The sequence below is a fragment of the Brachybacterium massiliense genome, assembly GCF_900184245.1.
Taxonomy (GTDB): domain Bacteria; phylum Actinomycetota; class Actinomycetes; order Actinomycetales; family Dermabacteraceae; genus Brachybacterium; species Brachybacterium massiliense.
Map to the genome: position 1 here is coordinate 587,447 of NZ_FXXB01000008.1, position 17,509 is coordinate 604,955.

General features: G+C 70.4%; 14 protein-coding genes. 2 read left to right on the top strand and 12 right to left on the bottom strand.

What is annotated here, in order from left to right; translation table 11 throughout:
* Window positions 1–13 precede the first annotated feature (13 nt).
* The 12 genes from BN4251_RS12705 to BN4251_RS12765 form a co-directional block, all read right to left on the bottom strand.
* Window positions 14–820: an MFS transporter gene (locus BN4251_RS12705; protein ID WP_245810341.1), complete on the bottom strand. Its 807-nt coding sequence runs from the start codon at window positions 818–820 to the stop codon at window positions 14–16.
* Window positions 821–876: 56 nt separating this feature from the next.
* A complete protein-coding gene (locus BN4251_RS12710; RefSeq protein WP_087483965.1) occupies window positions 877–2,163 on the bottom strand; it encodes an ISL3 family transposase in 1,287 nt (428 codons plus the stop codon).
* A 92-nt stretch (window positions 2,164–2,255) separates the two neighbouring features.
* Window positions 2,256–2,702 carry an MFS transporter gene (locus BN4251_RS12715; protein WP_342744528.1) on the bottom strand — a complete coding sequence of 149 codons (447 nt, stop codon included), beginning with the start codon at window positions 2,700–2,702 and terminating at the stop codon, window positions 2,256–2,258.
* Window positions 2,703–2,951: 249 nt separating this feature from the next.
* Window positions 2,952–3,479 (bottom strand): glycine cleavage system transcriptional repressor, encoded by a 528-nt coding sequence (locus tag BN4251_RS12720; RefSeq protein ID WP_087485441.1) that lies wholly within the window; start codon window positions 3,477–3,479, stop codon window positions 2,952–2,954.
* A gap of 48 nt (window positions 3,480–3,527) precedes the next feature.
* The gene (gene cimA / locus BN4251_RS12725; protein WP_087485442.1) at window positions 3,528–5,159 is read right to left on the bottom strand and encodes a citramalate synthase; all 1,632 of its coding nucleotides are present in this window, start codon (window positions 5,157–5,159) and stop codon (window positions 3,528–3,530) included.
* 7 nt (window positions 5,160–5,166) lie between these two features.
* Window positions 5,167–6,258 (bottom strand): branched-chain amino acid aminotransferase, encoded by a 1,092-nt coding sequence (locus BN4251_RS12730; protein ID WP_087485443.1) that lies wholly within the window; start codon window positions 6,256–6,258, stop codon window positions 5,167–5,169.
* A 50-nt stretch (window positions 6,259–6,308) separates the two neighbouring features.
* The gene (locus BN4251_RS12735) at window positions 6,309–7,382 is read right to left on the bottom strand and encodes a 3-isopropylmalate dehydrogenase (RefSeq protein WP_087485444.1); all 1,074 of its coding nucleotides are present in this window, start codon (window positions 7,380–7,382) and stop codon (window positions 6,309–6,311) included.
* 26 nt (window positions 7,383–7,408) lie between these two features.
* Complete coding sequence (serA, locus tag BN4251_RS12740) at window positions 7,409–9,013, bottom strand: phosphoglycerate dehydrogenase (RefSeq protein WP_087485445.1); 1,605 nt, start codon at window positions 9,011–9,013, stop codon at window positions 7,409–7,411.
* Window positions 9,014–9,108: 95 nt separating this feature from the next.
* On the bottom strand, window positions 9,109–10,362 hold the full coding sequence (locus BN4251_RS12745) for a hypothetical protein (protein WP_087485446.1): 1,254 nt from the start codon (window positions 10,360–10,362) through the stop codon (window positions 9,109–9,111).
* Between the two features lie 201 nt (window positions 10,363–10,563).
* A complete protein-coding gene (ilvC, locus tag BN4251_RS12755) occupies window positions 10,564–11,595 on the bottom strand; it encodes a ketol-acid reductoisomerase (protein ID WP_087485448.1) in 1,032 nt (343 codons plus the stop codon).
* A gap of 113 nt (window positions 11,596–11,708) precedes the next feature.
* The gene (gene ilvN, locus BN4251_RS12760; RefSeq protein WP_245810423.1) at window positions 11,709–12,245 is read right to left on the bottom strand and encodes an acetolactate synthase small subunit; all 537 of its coding nucleotides are present in this window, start codon (window positions 12,243–12,245) and stop codon (window positions 11,709–11,711) included.
* Between the two features lie 5 nt (window positions 12,246–12,250).
* Window positions 12,251–14,008 carry an acetolactate synthase large subunit gene (locus BN4251_RS12765; RefSeq protein WP_245810342.1) on the bottom strand — a complete coding sequence of 586 codons (1,758 nt, stop codon included), beginning with the start codon at window positions 14,006–14,008 and terminating at the stop codon, window positions 12,251–12,253.
* A gap of 384 nt (window positions 14,009–14,392) precedes the next feature.
* On the opposite strand from BN4251_RS12765, the gene nirB reads away from it, so the two are divergent.
* A complete protein-coding gene (gene nirB, locus BN4251_RS12770) occupies window positions 14,393–17,083 on the top strand; it encodes a nitrite reductase large subunit NirB (RefSeq protein WP_087485450.1) in 2,691 nt (896 codons plus the stop codon).
* Window positions 17,080–17,496, top strand: a complete 417-nt coding sequence (gene nirD / locus BN4251_RS12775) for a nitrite reductase small subunit NirD (protein ID WP_087485451.1) — start codon at window positions 17,080–17,082, stop codon at window positions 17,494–17,496. Before nirB ends, nirD begins: the two co-directional genes overlap by 4 nt.
* Window positions 17,497–17,509 lie beyond the last annotated feature (13 nt).

The window sequence follows — 17,509 nt, forward strand, 5'->3', positions numbered from 1 at the left end:
GGACGGGAAACGGTCACCGGGAGGCGAGTCTGGGTTCCTGGGCGCTCGCGCGCGCTCCGCGGGCGACGAAGTAAGTCACGACGATCGCGCCGAGGGTCGCCAGCAGCAGCAGGATGATCCCGAGGGAGTAGCTGCCGCTGTCGGCGTGGATCGCGGCCATGATCAGCGGCGGGACGAAGCCGCCCAGGCCTCCGGCCGCGCCGACGAAGCCGGTCACGGAGCCGACCACGGAGGGATCGCTGGTCTGTGCGACCAGGGCGAACACGGCACCGGATCCGAGGCCGAGGCCCGCGGCCATGACGATGTACACGAGCGTGCCGATCGGCATCAGCGCCGGCTGGAAGGCGAGCACCGCGGCGGAGACGGCGACGGCGATGTACGAGAGCTGCAGCGTGGTCGCCGCGCCCAGACGGTCCGAGAGGGTGCCGCCGAGCGGTCGCATGATCACCGCGACGATCACGAAACCGGCCATGCGGAAAGAGGCGTCGGCCGCCTCGAGCCCGTACCAGTTCTGCAGCATCGTGGGCAGGAAGACGGAGAAGGCGACGTAGCCGCCGAAGGACAGCGCGTAGAGGTAGCAGGCCTGCCAGGTGACCTTGAGCTTCATGACGGCCAGCGACTGGGCGACGATGTTCTTGCGCGAGGGCGTCCAGGTGGGGGCGTTGTGCATGAACAGCCAGGCCACCACGGCGTAGAGCACCAGGGCGATGGCGGTCAGCACGAACGGGGCCGCGTTCCCCACCGAGTTCACCAGCGGCACGGTGGTGAAGGCGCTGATCGCGGTGCCGCCCATGCCCACGCCGTAGAGGCCGGTGGCCATGCCGCGCTTGGCGGCTCTTCGCGGTTCGTGGTGAATGACCCTGCTGTAGCGGGTATTCACGCTACGGTTCTCGCGGCGCTGGCTAACAGGATACGGGTCCGGTAGTTCTCCGCGTTACGGAAGCCGCGGCCGGTGCGTTTGATGTTCTTGATGCCGGTGTTCGCTGCCTCGACTCGGGCGGTGGTCGCGCCGGTGACGATGAGGACCTCGATCGCGTCCCACCAGGTCACGACGGTGTCGTAGAGCTTGGTCGCCTCGGGCATGTTCGCGAGCTGGGCGAAGTAGCCCATCCGCATCCGTTCGTCCCAGGCCTGGGCGAGGGTGTCGGTGGCCAGCAAGCGGCGGAGCTGCTCCTTGATGCCCCAGGCGGCCGAGAGCTCGTCGGTGGGGTCATCGGTGCGGAACACCGACTCCAACCGCTCCCAGGCCCGTGGAGTGAGGGTGTCAGCGCCGCGTAGCAGCAGCATCCGGTGGGCCCAGGCCGGGTCGTCCTTGCGGCCGCGACGACCGCGATGGGTGCGGGCTAGGCGTTGACGGACGGTGGTGACCATGTCGTTTCCGAGCTTGACGAGGTGGAACTTGTCGACCGAGACCGCAACGCGGGGCAGGTAGGTCCGCAGTGCTTTGCGGAACGCGGCCGAGGGATCGATGGCGACGATCTCGATCCGCTCCCGCCAGAGCTCGGAGCGCTGGGCGAGCCAGTCGCCGACGGCGGTGGAGTCCCGGCCGTCGACGATACCGAGGACCTGCCCGGTGGAGAGGTCGACCAGGGTCGTCATCCAGGGCTCGAACCGTCTCCAGGCACCGTCGTCGGTGCGGAACCAGCGCACCGACCGGTAGCGGTGCTCATCGATGCCCAGGCGCGTCACTGACACGTCCTCGGCGGTGGGCAGGACCACGGCGGCAGCCGCCAGCGCGGCCTGGACCAGCCACCACGAGACGCCATGGGCCCGGGCGACTTCCGAGGCTGCCCGGCCAGAGGTGATCACCGCGGAGACGACCTGATCCCGCAGCCGGGTCGTCGAGCGCGCGCGGTGCGGGACCTGGTCGGTCGCTTCCCAGAACGTGCGCCGGGCGCAGGCCGACTCGAGGCAGAACCAGCGCCGCTTGGCCCACACCACCGCCATCGCCCCGGCCACGGGCACGTCTCGCACCTTCTGGGATCGGCGGGAGTGGACCTTGGTCGCGAGCACCCCGCACGACGGACAGCCCGGCGGCTCGATGGATTCGATCACCACCCGCCGGCCTCCATCGGGCAGGTCGATCGCGTCGATGACGCGGTAGTCGGGCAGGTTGAAGATCGTGCTCGCAGCATCTCGCTGCGAACCCGTATTCTCATGCACAGGCTCGTGGTCCTCTGGGATGTGGCTGTCTAGACAACACCCATCACAGCAGGACCACGGGTCGTTCTACGCCAGCGACGCGACGCTCTCCTTCACCACGAGCCGCGAAGAGCCCGCTTGGCGGGCGGGAACCAGGAGTTCACATACGGCACACCGATCGCGAAGGTGGTGCCCGCGACCCCGAGGAAGAATCCGCCCAGCAGAAGCGTGGAGTAGGTGTACTGGCCGACGAATCCGATGAACAGCACCGGAATGACGGTGATGAGGGAGACCACCGGGAACATGAGGTGCCCGCCGAGACGGTCGGTGAGGCCGCCCATCAGGATCCGGCCGAGGGAACCGACCAGCACCGGGATCGCGACGATCAGCGAGGCATCGGCGGCCAGGCCCCTCTCGACGTAGACGGGGCCGAGCGGGCTGAGCAGCGCCCACGCCCAGAAGTTCACGCCGAATCCGAGGGTGACCAGGAGCAGCGCGCGCCAGGCTCCGGCGGGAACCTCAGTGCTGGGGGTGGCGGAGGGGACGGGGGACGCGGTCATCGACGACTCTCCACGCTCGAGGGCGAGTACGTGGATCGAGGACTGCCCGATGACGTCTCGCGAGGGGTGATCTGCACCCTGCAAGAATCCTCGACCGTGAAGACCACAGTAGGGGACTTCGGTCCCGGAAAGCACGCAATCCGCGGAAAGCCTGACTTTCCCCCGAATTATGGACGGCGGTCATTGCATATTCACAGAGAAAGCGACTTCAGCAATGCGAACGTCACGTAATTGTGCCGTGCGGGCCGCTCACTCGGGAGCGTCGAGCTCCAGGTCCACCATCAGCTCAGCGGCGATCGTCTCGAGCGCCTCGCGCACCTGAGCCTCCTCGACCTCGGCGGGCAGGCGCACCTCGGCCTCGGCCTCGAAGAGCATGCCGCCCCCTTCGGGCGCCTCGCGGGTCCAGCTGCGCAGCCCGTCGATCGTCGCGCCCTGGGAGCGCAGGGCGGAGGCCACCTCGCGCACCATCCCGGTGCGGTCCTGGCCCAGCAGGTGCAGGCGCAGCACGGAGCGCGGCCCCCTCTCCTCCCCGGCCGCGGTGCCCTCGGCCGCCTCCACCGAGAGTCCGACCTCCTCGGACAGGGCGGGCAGCGCCTCGAGGAAGGCCGGGACGCGCTCATCGGGCAGCTCGACCTGGACGATGCCGGCGAATTTCCCGGCGAGCAGCGCGAGCTGGCTGTCGACCCAGTTGCCGTCGTGCTCGTCCACAGCGGCGGCGAGTGCGGCCACGAGGCCCGGTCGGTCATCCCCGATGGCGGTGAGCACGTAGGTCGTCATGGCCTCAGGGTAGCCCTCCGGGTGCCGACGCGGCACGGGGTTCGCCGATCAGACCCCCGACTTGTACAGGCCGTAGGTGTAGGCGTCGTAGATCGCCTCCCAGGAGGCCTCGATGACGTTGGGGCCCACGCCCACGGTCTGGAACTCGAGGCCGCGTCCCGAGGTGCGCACGAGCACGCGCGTGGTGGCGTCGGTGCCGTGGTGGGCATCGAGGATGCGCACCTTGAAGTCGCGCAGCTCGAAGTCGTCCACCTCGGGATGGCGCTCGCGCAGCGCGGCGCGCAGGGCGAGGTCCAGGGCGTTGACCGGGCCGTTGCCCTCGGCGATCGCGACCTTCCGCTCATGCGGGCCCTCGCCGTCGGCGTGGAGCTTCACGGTCGCCTCGGTCTCCAGGGTGCCGTCACGGCCCAGTTGCGAGGTGGCGCGCCAGGACTCGACGGTCGAGTAGCTCGGCGCCTGGCCCAGCGCGTCCAGCACCAGCAGCTCGAAGGACGCATCGGCGGCCTCGTACGAGTAGCCGATCGCCTCGCGCTGCTTGACGGTGGCCGCGAGGCGCGAGAGGAGCTCGGGATGCCCCGCCAGGTCGATGCCGAGCTCACGTCCCTTGAGCTCGATCGAGGCACGGCCGGCCATGTCGGAGATGATCATCCGCATGTCGTTGCCGACGGCTCGGGGGTCGGTGTGCTGGTAGAGGTCGGGGTCGACCCGGATCGCGCTCGCGTGCAGGCCTGCCTTGTGGGCGAAGGCGCTCGCTCCCACGTACGGGGCCCGGGGGTTGACCGCGAGGTTGACGATCTCGCCGATCGCGTGGGCGATGCGGGTGGTCTCCTCGAGGGTCTCGGCGGGGAGGAGGTCCATGCCCATCTTGAGCTGGAGGTCCGCCATCAGGGTGACCAGGTTCGCGTTGCCGGTGCGCTCCCCGTATCCGTTCACGCAGCCCTGCACATGGGTGATGCCGGCCCGCACCGCGGAGATCGCGTTGGCGACCGCGCAGCCGGTGTCGTCGTGGGTGTGCACACCCAGCCGGGCCTCGCCCGCACCCGCGGCCGCGAGGCGGCTGCGAAGGTCCTCGACCATCTCGGTCACCTGGTGCGGGAGCATCCCGCCGTTGGTGTCGCACAGCACGAGCACCGAGGCACCGGCCTCGTGCGCGGCGACCAGCACGGAGGTCGTGTAGTCGGCGTCGTGGAGGAAGCCGTCGAAGAAGTGCTCGGCGTCCAGGAACACCTCACGTCCCAGCCCCACCAGGTGCTGCACCGTCTCGCGCACCATGGCGAGGTTCTCGTCGCCGGTGGTGCGCAGGGCGCCGGTGACATGGCGCAGATCCGACTTCGCCACCAGCGTGATGGTGGGCGCGCCGGAGTCGACGAGCGCCGCGACCTGGAGGTCCTCCTGGACGGCGACCCCGGCCTTGCGGGTGGCGCCGAAGGCCGCCAGGCGCGCGCTGCGCAGCTCGAGCTCTGAGGACGCTCGGGCGAAGAACTCGGTGTCCCGCGGGACGGCGCCGGGCCAGCCGCCCTCGATATAGGTCACGCCGAGGTCGTCGAGGTGCCGGGCCACGGCGAGCTTGTCCGCGACCGAGAGTGTGAGGCCCTCCTGCTGCGAGCCGTCGCGGAGCGTGGTGTCGTAGAGGTGGAACGAGGGGATCTGCGCGGGAGCCTGTGCGGCGTTCTCGATCATCTCGATCTCACACCAGTCGGGTCATCCAGCCGTGACGGTCCGGGATCCGGCCGTACTGGATGTCGGTGAGCTCCTTGCGCAGGGCCAGGGTGGTCTCGCCCGAGCCGGCGTCGCCCACGGTCCAGGAGCCGCCGCGGGCACGGAACTCACCGATCGGGTTGATCACCGCGGCGGTGCCGCAGGCGAACATCTCGGTGATCTCGCCGCTGCCGAGCTGCTCGAGCACCTCGCTCATGACCAGTCGCTGCTCGGACACCTCGAGGCCGCGGTCGCGGGCCAGCTGCAGAATCGACAGCCGCGTGACGCCCTCGAGGATCGAGCCGGTCAGGGCCGGGGTGAGCAGGCGCCCGTCCCGCGTGATCGCGAAGACGTTCATGCCGGAGAGCTCGTCGATGCTGGTGTGGGTCTCGGAGTCCAGGAACAGCACCTCGTCGGCCCCGTTCTCCGCGGCCTCGTTCTTGCCCAGCAGCGAGGAGGCGTAGTTGCCGCCGCACTTCGCGGCGCCGGTGCCGCCGGCCCCGGCCCGTGCGTACTCGTCGGTGATCCACACCACCAGCGGCTGCACGCCGCGAGGGAAGTACGGACCGGCCGGCGAGGCGATCACGTAGTAGTCCACGGTGTGCGAGGCGCGCACGCCCAGGAACTCCTCGCTCGCGAACATGAAGGGGCGCAGGTACAGCGACTCCTCGCTGGTGGCCTCCGGCACCCAGGGCTCATCCGCCGCGACCAGCGCGCGCAGCGAGGCGAGGAAGTCCGGCACCGGCAGCTCGGGCAGGGCCAGGCGGCGAGCGGAGCGCTGGAGACGCTCGCCGTTGGCCTCGGGACGGAAGGTCCACACCGAGCCGTCGGCGTGGCGGAAGGCCTTCAGGCCCTCGAAGATCTCCTGGCCGTAGTGCAGCACCGCCGCGGCGGGAGAGAGCTGCAGCGGACCGAAGGGGAGCACCTCTCCCCCGCCCCAGCCGCTCTCGACGGTCCATCGGGCGTGGGCCATGAAGTCCGTGTAGTGCTGGCCGAAGCCGGGAGCGGCGAGGATCCGAGCGCGCTCGGCGTCGCCGACACGGCGGGCGGTGCTGGTCTGGGTGAAGTCGAGCGCACTCACGGGGTTCTCCTCGGTGCAGGGTGGATGGTCAGGTGGTCGGTGGCCGGGGCTCAGCGCCCGGCGATCGCGGCGACCAGGTCGTCGCCGATCTGCGTGGTCCCGCGCGCGCCGAGCGCCTCGGAGCCGGCCCGGGCGGCCAGGTCGTTCTCGACCGCGGCGCGCACCGCGGCGGCCGGCTCGAGGTGGCCGAGATGGTCCAGCAGCAGCGCGACCGAGAGCACGGTGGCGGTGGGATCGGCGAGGTTCTTCCCAGCGATGTCGGGGGCGGAGCCGTGGACCGGTTCGAACATCGAAGGGAAGGCACCGGTGGGATTGATGTTGCCGCTCGCGGCCAGGCCGATGCCGCCGCCGACCGCCGCGGCGAGGTCGGTGACGATGTCGCCGAAGAGGTTGTCGGTGACGATGACGTCGAAGCGCGAGGGGTCGGTGGCCAGGTAGATCATCGCCGCGTCCACATGGGCGTAGTCGACGACGACGTCCGGGTGCTCGGCACCGACCTGCTCGACGATGCGGCGGTAGAGGTGGCCGGCGTGAACCAGCACGTTGTGCTTGTGGACCAGGGTGAGCTTCCGGCGACGGCGCTCGGCCTGCTCGAAGGCGTAGCGCACCACGCGCTCGACGCCGACGGCGGTGTTGAGGGACACCTCGGTGGCGACCTCGAGCTCGGTGCCGGTGCGCAGCGAGCCGCCGTTGCCGACGTACGGGCCCTCGGTGCCCTCGCGCACGACCACGAAGTCCATCTCGCCCGGATCCGCGAGCGGCGAGGACACTCCCGGGAACAGCTTGGTGGGGCGGAGGTTGACGAAGTGGTCGAAGGCGAAGCGCAGCTTCAGCAGCAGCCCGCGCTCGAGCACGCCCGAGGGCACGCCCGGATCGCCGACGGCGCCCAGCAGGATCGCGTCGTGCTCGGCGAGGCGCGCCATGTCCTCGTCGGTGAGCGTCTCGCCCGTGCGGTGCCAGCGGCCCGCGCCGAGGTCGAAGTCGGTGGTCTCGACGCTCACCCCGGCGGGCTCGAGGGCGGCGCGCAGGGCGCGCAGGCCCTGGGGGACGACCTCCTTGCCGATGCCGTCGCCCTCGATGACGGCGAGCTGGAGGACGGAGGGATCTGCGGCGTGGGTGCTCATGGGGTGCTCCGGTTCTTCGGGGGCGATCAGTAGACGAGGTCGACGGTGTGGATCGAGCGGGCGTCGATCGCGGCGCCCAGCTCCTCGGCGAACTCGCGGTCCACGGACTCGTCGAGATCCAGGACCACGAGGGCCTCGTCGCCGCGGCGGCCCTTGCGGGAGACCTGCATGCCGCCGATGTTGATGCCGGCCTCGCCGAGGCGGAGGCCGTAGGTGCCGATCAGGCCCGGGCCGTCCTGGTAGCGGATGATCAGCAGGTGGTCGCTCAGCGCGACGTCCAGGGCATGGCCGAACACCTCGGTGAGCTTGTGCTCCTGGTCCACACCGCTCAGGGTGCCGGAGACGCTGACCACGCCACCGTCGCGCAGGGTGCCGCGCAGGGTGATGACGTTGCGGAAGCGCTCGGTGCTCTCGTCGGTCACCAGCTGCACGGTGATCCCGCGCTCCTCGGCCAGCACTGGGGCGTTGACGTAGCTGACCTGCTCGGTGACCACCGAGCGGAAGACGCCCCGCAGGGCGGAGAGCTTCAGAGCGGTGACATCGCGCGAGGCGATCTCGCCGTGCACCTCGATGTCCAGCAGCTCGGGCGACTCGCCGGCGAGGGCCGTGAAGAGCTGGCCGAGCCGGTCGGCGAGGGCCACGCCGGGGCGCACCAGGTCATCGATCGCGCCCCCGGCGACGTTGACCGCATCAGGCACGAGCTCGCCGGCCAGGGCCAGACGCACGGACTTCGCGACCGCGACGCCGGCCTTCTCCTGCGCCTCGGCGGTCGAGGCGCCCAGGTGCGGGGTGAGGGTGACGTTGTCCAGCTCGAGCAGGCGCCGGGCGGTCTCGGAGGCCGTGGGCGGCTCGGAGGAGTAGACGTCCAGCGCCGCGCCGGCGATGCGCCCGGAGGAGAGGGCCTCGTAGAGGGCGGTCTCGTCGATCAGCCCGCCGCGGGCGGCGTTGACCACGTGCAGGGACGGCTTGGCGAGCGCGAACTGCTCGGCGCCGATCAGGCCGGTGGTCTCGGGGGTCTTGGGCATGTGCACGGTGACCACGTCGGATTCGCGCATCAGCTCGTCGAGCTCGACCACGCGGGCGCCGAGCTCGGCGGCGCGGGTGTGGTTGACGTAGGGGTCGTAGGCGAGCAGCTCGACACCGAAAGGTGCGAGGCGCTCGGCGACCAGCTGGCCGATGCGGCCGAAGCCCACGACCCCGACCGTCTTGCCCAGCAGCTCGACGCCCGTGAGCTGCTTGCGCTCCCACCTGCCGGCCTTGACCGAGGCGTCAGCCCGGCCGATGTTGCGCAGCGAAGCGAGGATCAGCGCGACCGCGAGCTCGGCGGCGGAGGTGATGTTCGAGGTGGGGGCGTTGATGACCATCACGCCCGCGCTGGTGGCGGCGGGCACGTCCACGTTGTCCAGTCCCACGCCGGCGCGCGCGACGACCTTCAGGGAGCGGGCGGCGGCGTAGACCTCGGCGTCGACCTGGGTCGCGGAGCGGACCAGGAGCGCGTCGGCGTCCACGACGGCCTCGAGCAGGGCACCGCGATCGGTGCCGTCGACGTGGCGGACATCGGCATCGTCGCCGAAGACCTCGATGGTGGCGGGCGAGAGTTCTTCGGCGAGCAGCACGACGGGACGGGTCACTGGGGTACCTTCCGGGACGGATCGGCGGCGACGGGGGGAGCCGTCGTCAGGGCCGAGCACAGACTACTGCCCTGTCCGCCATTCGGTCATCTCGGTCAGGATGCGAGATCCAGTCCTGCCAGCACCTGATGGGCCAGGACCGGGGCCTCCTCCGGGTCGACGTCATGCAGCTGCACCGTGAACTGCTCCCCCTCACGGTGGAGCGTGACGGTCACGGAGTACGTGGTGTCCAGGCCGATCCCGATCGCCGCCACGGCGAGATCCGCCCCGGGGACCTCGGCCCGCGCGACGTGGCGACTGGCCGAGAGGGGGTACGGGGAGGGCGTGCCCAGTCCGGTGCGCAGCACTGCGGCGCGCCGCTGGCCGTCCTGGAACATCAGCCCCACCTCGGTCACGTCCGGGTCGCCCACCTCCGGCGGCAGGGACACGGTGAGGCCGCGCATGCTGTGCTCGGTCCAGTCCCCGGGGACCTCGGCACCCTCGACCACGGGCAGGCTCGAGGGGTCCTCGATGTGGATGCTGGGAGCGGAGTTGGCGCGGTAGACCATCAGCACGGTGCCGGCATCCTCGTCGATCGCGAGGCCGTAGGTCACGTTGCGCACCAGCGGCATCTCCCCCTCCTCCGTGCGGACCGGGAGCGCTCCGCGCACCGAGGCCAGGAAGAGAGGTCCGCTCAGACCCTCGACCTCGAGGTGCTCGACCTCGGTGGCGGCCTCGAGGATGCTCATCCGGGGCCCGTCGGCCGGGTACTCGAGAGGCTCGAAGCCGTAGCTCTCTGGCAGCCCCTGCTCCGGATCCTGCGCACCGGAGACGGGCATCTGGGCGAACAGCTCGTCGAAGGCCGCGACATCGACGCCCTCGAGGCCGAAGGCCTCCACCAGCGCCGGTGCGATCTCATCGGAGCGGGAGTTGTCCGCCTCGCACAGCAGCGGAGTATCGAGGATCTCGATGATCGTCTGCACGAGCACACCGGTGGCCGAGCCGTGCACCGCCTCGCGCCCTCCGAGCGCCTCCTCGACCCGCGGGTCGATGCGGCGGGGCTCCGTCGTGAAGATCGGCGAGTCCTCGGGGAAGCCCGGGGACCACCAGGTCCCGTAGCGGTCCTCCCGCTCGAGCTGTCCCTTCATGGTGCCGAACTCCTCGTCGGCCGCCTCCAGGTCGAGCTCGACCAGTGTGAGGTCCTCCTCGCGCGCCCAGGCGTCGAAGGTGCTGCCGGGCTCCTCGGTCGGTTCGTCGGCCTGCTCCTCCGCGTCCTCGTCGCCGGCGCCTTCCTCCGGCTCGGCGCTCCGGGCGGGGTCCTCGTCCTCGCCGAGGCCGGGCAGAACGGTGCAAGCCCCTGCAGTGGTCACCACTCCGAGTGCCCCCAGCCCCCTCAGCGCCGTCCGCCTGGTGGCCGTCCGTCTGGTGGTCCTGTGCGGCGCCATCTGCGACCCTCCCCTGCCGGCCCTCGTGCCGGCGCTGCCCTGCTCTCGGTCTGTGCACATGATGCACGAACAGCGGCGGCGGGCGCACCTCGAAGGTGCGCCCGCCGTCGCGGTGCCGGGGGTCGCTCAGCGCGCGGCGCTGCCCTCGACGTAGTCCTCGTCGATCGGCTGCGCGCTCCAGGAGAACATCTTGCGCAGGTCCTTGCCGACGACCTCGATCTGGTGCTTCGCCTCGGTCTCGCGCAGCTCCTTGAACTCGGGCGCGCCCGCGTCCTGGTCGTCGATGAAGCGCTTGGCGAAGGCACCGCTCTGGATGTCCGCGAGGACCTCCTTCATGGCCTTCTTGGTGTCGGCGTTCACCACGCGCGGCCCGGAGACGTAGTCGCCGTACTCCGCGGTGTCGGAGATCGACCAGCGCTGCTTGGCGATGCCGCCCTCGAACATGAGGTCCACGATCAGCTTGAGCTCGTGGAGCACCTCGAAGTAGGCGATCTCGGGCTGGTAGCCCGCCTCGGAGAGGGTCTCGAAGCCGGCCTGGACCAGGTGGCTCATGCCGCCGCAGAGCACGGCCTGCTCACCGAACAGGTCGGTCTCAGTCTCCTCGGTGAAGGTGGTCTTGATGACGCCGGCGCGGGTGCCGCCGATGCCCTTGGCGTAGGACAGCGCGAGGCCCCAGGCGCCGCCGGTGGCGTCCTGCTCGACGGCGACGATGTCCGGGATGCCGCGGCCGGCGACGTACTCGCGGCGCACGGTGTGGCCCGGTGCCTTCGGCGCGATCAGCAGCACGTCGACGCCCGCGGGGACCTCGATGTAGCCGAAGCGGATGTTGAAGCCGTGCGCGAAGGCGAGCGCCTTGCCCTCGCTCAGGTGCGGCTGGATGGAATCCGCGTAGACCTTCCGCTGATCCTGGTCGGGGGTGAGGATCATGATCAGATCGGCCCACTCGGCGACCTCGGCGACGGTGCCGACGCCCAGGCCCTGCTCCTCGGCCTTGGCGCGGGACTTCGAGCCCTCGCGCAGGCCCACACGGACCTCGACTCCGCTGTCGCGCAGGTTCAGCGCGTGGGCGTGGCCCTGGGAGCCGAAGCCGACGATGCCGACCTTCTTGCCCTGGATGATGGACAGATCGGCGTTGTCGTCGTAGAAGATCTCAGCCACGTTGTGCTCCTTCAATGATCGGGGTGCGGGCGACAGGTCGATCCTATCGCCGGTTGTCTTGCATGATGGGCGTTCGTCTCAGCTGTGGAGACGCCGCGGAGGGGGGCGGGGGATCAGCCCAGCAGGCTGCGATCGGTGATCGCCCGTCCGCCGCGGCCGATGGCGACCTCGCCGGACTTGACGATCTCGCGGATGCCGAAGGACTCGAGCATCCCCAGCAGCGCCGAGAGCTTGTCCTGGGTTCCGGTGGCCTCGACGGTCACCGAGTCGGCGGCCGCGTCGACCACCTTCGCGCGGAACATCTGGACGATCTCCAGCACCGAGGTGCGGGTGGAGTTGTCCGCGGTCACCTTGATCAGGATCAGCTCGCGCTGCACCGTGGCGCGGGCGTCGAGCTGGACGATCTTGAGCACGTTCACCAGCTTGTTCAGCTGCTTGGTGATCTGCTCGAGGCGTCGCTGGTCGACGTCGACCACCACGGTGATGCGGGAGATCTCCGGGTGCTCGGTCGGTCCGACCGCGAGGGAGGAGATGTTGTACCCGCGGCGCGAGAACAGCGCGGTGACGCGGGTGAGCACGCCGGGCTTGTTCTCGACCAGCACCGAGAGGGTCTGGCTCTCGGGGGTCATGACGAAATCGGTCGTGTTCATACTCATCAGATGTCCCTCTCCCACTCGGGGCTCATGCCCTGGGCGATCTGGATCTCGTCGTTGGAGACGCCGGCGGGCACCATCGGCCACACCATCGCGTCGGCGCTGACGGTGAAGTCGATGACCACGGGGCGGTCGTTGATCTCCATCGCCTGCTGGATCGTCGCGTCGATGTCCTCGTCGCGCTCGCACCGCAGGCCCACGCAGCCGTAGGCCTCCGCCAGCTTCACGAAGTCGGGGACGCGGCGCGAGCCGTGCCCGGTGTTCAGCTCGGTGTTGGAGTAGCGCTGGTCATAGAACAGGTTCTGCCACTGGCGCACCATGCCCAGGCTCGAGTTGTTGATGACCGCGACCTTGATCGGGATGTTGTCGATGACGCAGGTGGCGAGCTCCTGGTTGGTCATCTGGAAGCATCCGTCGCCGTCGATCGCCCACACCACCCTGTCCGGCTGGCCGACCTTCGCGCCCATCGCCGCGGGCACGGAGTAGCCCATGGTGCCCAGGCCCCCGGAGTTCAGCCAGGTGCAGGGGTTCTCGTACTTGATGAACTGGGCGGACCACATCTGGTGCTGGCCCACGCCCGCGACGTAGATCGAGTCCGGCCCGGAGATCTCGCCGATGCGGCTGATGACCTTCTGCGGAGCGGTCAGGCCGTCCTCGGTCTCGGTCCAGCCCAGCGGGTAGTTCTCCCTCAGCATGTTCAGGGTGTTCCACCAGGTCGAGTAATCGCGGGTATCGTCGGCCGCGATGCGCTCGCGCAGCTCGTCGCTCAGAGCGCGGGCGATGTCTGCGGCCTGGCCCACGATCGGGACGTCGGCCTCGCGGTTCTTCGAGATCTCGGCCGGGTCGATGTCCGCGTGGACGATCTTCGCGTTCGGGGCGAAGGAGTCCAGCACGCCGGTGACGCGGTCGTCGAAGCGCGCTCCGATGTTGACGATCAGGTCCGAGCGCTGCAGGGCGGAGACCGCGGCGACGGTGCCGTGCATGCCGGGCATGCCGAGGTGGCTGGGGTGCGAGTCCGGCAGTGCGCCGCGCGCCATGAGGGTGGTGACGAAGGGGGCGCCGGAGACGTCGATCAGCTCGGTGACCTCGGCGCTCGCGTTGCCGCGCAGCACGCCGCCGCCGAGCAGGAACACCGGGCGCTGGGCCTCCATCAGCAGCGAGGCCGCCTCGCGGATCTGCTTGCTGTGCGGGCGCGGATCCGGGCGGTAGCCGGGCAGGTCCAGCGATTCGGGCCAGACGAACTGGGTCATCGACTGCTGGGCGTCCTTGGTGACGTCCACCAGCACCACGCCGGGACGGCCGGTCGAGGCGATGTGGAAGGCCTGCTTGATGACCTTGGGGATGTCGTCCGCGGAGGAGACCAGGAAGTTGTGCTTCGTGATCGGCATGGTCATGCCCACGATGTCCGCCTCCTGGAAGGCGTCGGTGCCGATGAACATCGAGCCGACCTGGCCGGTGATCGCGACCATCGGGATCGAGTCCATCTGGGCGTCCGCGATCGCGGTGATCAGGTTCGTGGCGCCCGGGCCCGAGGTGGCCAGGCACACCCCGACCTTGCCGGTGGCGTGGGCGTAGCCGCTGGCCGCATGGCCCGCGCCCTGCTCGTGACGGACCAGCACGTGCCGCAGGCCCTCGGCATCCATCAGCGGATCGTAGGTGGGCAGGATGGCGCCGCCGGGAAGGCCGAAGACGACCTCTGCTCCGGCGTGCTTGAGGGACTCGACCAGCGCCTGCGCGCCGGTCATCTGCTGTCCGGTCATCGGAACTCCTTCGTCGTCTCGGACGGTGGGCATGGCGGTGAACTGCTGCGTCGACCTCCGCTCCCTCCGCCGCGCTGTGTCCGACGCACGAAAAAGCCCCTCCGCCTGGGGCTCGGGGAGGGGCGCGGATGACAGCTCGTAGTGACGAGTGGGCGTCAGCCGCGCTCGGGAACTACGAGAAGGATCGTCTGCATGCGCCCACACTAGGCCCTTTCCCCCTGCGCGCACCAGGTGTCCGGATCGCGAGACCATACGGACGGCGGTCCGCGCTCACGACCACGGCGCGCCCGGGCCGACGAGGGCGAAAGTCCTGCGAACAGGGCCGCGACCTCCATAGGGTATGAGCGTCGTCACCCGTTCCCGAGTGGTTCGAGAGCATCCGCCATGAGCACCCCAGGACATTCCCCCCTCGCCCCCGTCGCAGAGCACGCGCCGCTGAGCGACGCCCGCATCGTCGTGATCGGCGGCGGTATGACCGGCCACCGCTTCGCCGCGCGCCTGCAGTCCCAGGATCCGGAGGGCGACTGGACCCTCACCGTGATCGGAGAGGAGAAGGAGATGCCCTACGACCGCGTGCACCTGTCGAACTGGTTCTCCACCCGCAGCGCGGACATGCTCGCCCTGGACACCGGGGTCTGGGACGATCCGCGGATCACCCTGCTCACCGGGGACAAGGCCGAGTCGATCGACCGCTCCGCGCAGACCGTCACCACCGCTGCAGGCACCGTGGTCCCCTACGACCGGCTGGTGCTGGCCACAGGCTCCTGGGCGTGGGCGCCGCGCGCCGAGGGCAAGGACCTGCCCGGCACCTTCTCCTATCGCACCGTCGAGGACGTCGAGCGGATCGCCGAGTGGGTGAGCCTGCGCGGCGAGACGCTGGGACGGCCCGTGCGCGGCGTGGTCGTGGGCGGCGGCGTGCTGGGCCTCGAGGCCGCGGCCGCGCTGCAGAACCTCGGCGCCACCTCGACCGTCGTCGAGTTCGCCGACCGCATCATGGCCGTCCAGCTCGACCAGGGCGGCGGCGAGATGCTGCGCCTGCTGGTCCAGGACGAGGGCATCGAGGTGCGCACCGGGGTGGGCGCGAGCCGGTTCGGGCCCGCGGCCGACGGCGCGATCGGCACCGCCGAGCTCACCGACGACTCCTCCCTGCCCGCGGACGTGGTCATCTTCTCCACCGGCATCCGGCCCCGCGACCGCCTCGCACGCGAGGCGGGCCTCGCGATCGCCGAGCGCGGCGGCGTGGTGGTGGGCGAGGCCTGCCAGACCTCCGATCCGGCGATCTGGGCGGTCGGCGAATGCGCGTCGTTCAACGACTCCTGCGCGGGTCTGATCGCGCCCGGCAACGACATGGCCGACGTGGTCGTGGACCGCTTCCTCGGCGGCACCCGAGTGCACGAGCGCAAGGACGACGGCACCAAGCTCAAGGGCGTGGGCGTGGACGCGGCGGCCTTCGGGGACGTCAACGCGCTCAGCCCCGGCGCGCTCGAGGTCTCCTTCGTGGATCCCGTCAACCGCAAGTACCGCAAGCTCGTGATGTCCGATGACGCCAAGCTGCTGCTGGGCGGCGTGTTCGTGGGCGATATCGAGCTGTACTCGCAGCTGCGCCCCCTGATCGGCCGCAACCTCGGCGCGGACCCGTCGGCCGTGATCGCCCCCGAGGGCGGGGCGGACGCGATGGCGGGCGCGGAGCTGCCCGACGACGCGGTGGTCTGCTCGTGCAACAACGTCGTCGCCGGCACCGTGCGCCATCCCATCCACGAGCAGTCCTGCCACACCGTCGGCGCGATCAAGGAGTGCACCACCGCGGGCACCGTCTGCGGATCCTGCGTGCCCACCCTGTCCAAGATGCTGGGCCAGGAGCTCGCCAAGAGCGGCATCGCCGTCTCCACCGCGATGTGCGAGCACTTCGCCCACTCCCGCGCCGAGCTGTACCAGCTGGTCAAGGAGGGCGGCCAGCAGACCTTCACCGAGATCGTCACGGCCTTCGGCCGCGGCCGCGGCTGCGCGGTGTGCAAGCCGGTGGTCGCCTCCATCCTCTCGAGCCTCGGCACCACCTCGGGGCGCCTGCACTCCCCCGTCGGCGAGCAGCTGGGCGCGCTGCAGGACACCAACGACCACGTGATGGCGAACATCCAGAAGAACGGCACCTACTCGGTGATCCCCCGCATGCCCGCGGGCGAGGTCACCCCCGAGCAGCTGCTCGTGCTCGCGCAGGTGGCCCTCGACTACGGGCTCTACCTCAAGCTCAACGGCGCCCAGCGGATCGGCATGTTCGGGGCGCGCCTGGACCAGCTGCCGGAGATCTGGCGCCGCCTGGTCGATGCGGGCTTCGAATCCGGTCACGCCTACGGCAAGTCGCTGCGCATGGTGAAGTCCTGCGTGGGCTCGACCTGGTGCCGCTACGGCGTGCAGGACTCGACCGGGATGGCTGTCGCCCTCGAGCGCCGCTACCGGGGGCTGCGCTCCCCGCACAAGCTGAAGATCGGCGTCTCGGGCTGCGCCCGCGAGTGCGCCGAGGCCCGTGCCAAGGACGTCGGCGTGATCGCCACGACCAAGGGCTGGAACCTCTACGTCGGCGGCAACGGCGGCGCGCAGCCCGCGCACGCCCAGCTGCTGATCGAGGACCTCGACGACGAGAACCTGGTCAAATGCATCGACCGCTTCCTGATGCTCTACATCCAGGAGGCGGACAAGCTCCAGCGCACCGCGCGCTGGGTCGAGGACCGCGAGGGCGGGATCGAGGAGCTGCGCCGCGTGGTGGTCGAGGACTCCCTCGGCATCGGCGAGGAGCTCGAGGCCCAGATGGCCAACCACGTCGCGACCTATGAGGACGAGTGGACCGCCACGCTGAACGATCCGCAGCGGCTGGCGAAGTTCGTCTCCTTCGTCAACGCCCCAGGCGTGGCCGATCCGGACCTCGCCTGGGTCCCCGAGCGCGGCCAGATGCGCCCCGCCCACGAGATGGACAGCCGCACCGCGCCCGATCCGGTGCGGGCCCGTGAGCTGGCCGCGCTGAGCCTGGGGGCGACCAGCCCGATGGGCGATGCCGTCGAGGGCGAGGAGATCGACCGATGACCACCCAGGAGCCGACCATGATCGACATCTGCGCACTGAGCGACCTCTCCGTCGAGCGGGGAGCCGCGGCGCTGCTGGACGGGGTCCAGGTAGCGGTGTTCCGCCTGGTGGACGACTCGGTGCGCGCCTGCCAGCAGCGGGACCCCTACTCGGGCGCCAACGTGCTCTCCCGCGGCCTGGTGGGCTCCCACGAGCTCCCGGGCGAGGGCGAGGAGCCCGGCGAGATCGTGCCCACGATCGCGTCCCCGATGTACAAGCAGGCGTGGAACCTCGACACCGGCGAGGTGCTCGACTCCGGCGGCGGGCAGAAGCTGCCGATCGCCGTGCACGAGGCCGAGGTGCGCGACGGGCGGGTGCTGGTCTCGGCCCGCCCACGCGGCGCCGCGGTCTCCGAGCCCGCCGCCGCACCCTGATCCGCTCGTTCCC

What these genes read in the sequence shown, in the direction of transcription:
- BN4251_RS12705 (WP_245810341.1), bottom strand. Translation starts at nt 820, where the DNA reads ATGGCCACCGGCCTCTACGGCGTGGGCATGGGCGGCACCGCGATCAGC.
- BN4251_RS12715 (WP_342744528.1), bottom strand. Translation starts at nt 2,702, where the DNA reads ATGACCGCGTCCCCCGTCCCCTCCGCCACCCCCAGCACTGAGGTTCCC.
- BN4251_RS12720 (WP_087485441.1), bottom strand. Translation starts at nt 3,479, where the DNA reads ATGACGACCTACGTGCTCACCGCCATCGGGGATGACCGACCGGGCCTC.
- cimA (WP_087485442.1), bottom strand. Translation starts at nt 5,159, where the DNA reads ATGATCGAGAACGCCGCACAGGCTCCCGCGCAGATCCCCTCGTTCCAC.
- BN4251_RS12735 (WP_087485444.1), bottom strand. Translation starts at nt 7,382, where the DNA reads ATGAGCACCCACGCCGCAGATCCCTCCGTCCTCCAGCTCGCCGTCATC.
- ilvN (WP_245810423.1), bottom strand. Translation starts at nt 12,245, where the DNA reads ATGAACACGACCGATTTCGTCATGACCCCCGAGAGCCAGACCCTCTCG.
- BN4251_RS12765 (WP_245810342.1), bottom strand. Translation starts at nt 14,008, where the DNA reads ATGACCGGACAGCAGATGACCGGCGCGCAGGCGCTGGTCGAGTCCCTC.
- nirB (WP_087485450.1), top strand. Translation starts at nt 14,393, where the DNA reads ATGAGCACCCCAGGACATTCCCCCCTCGCCCCCGTCGCAGAGCACGCG.
- nirD (WP_087485451.1), top strand. Translation starts at nt 17,080, where the DNA reads ATGACCACCCAGGAGCCGACCATGATCGACATCTGCGCACTGAGCGAC.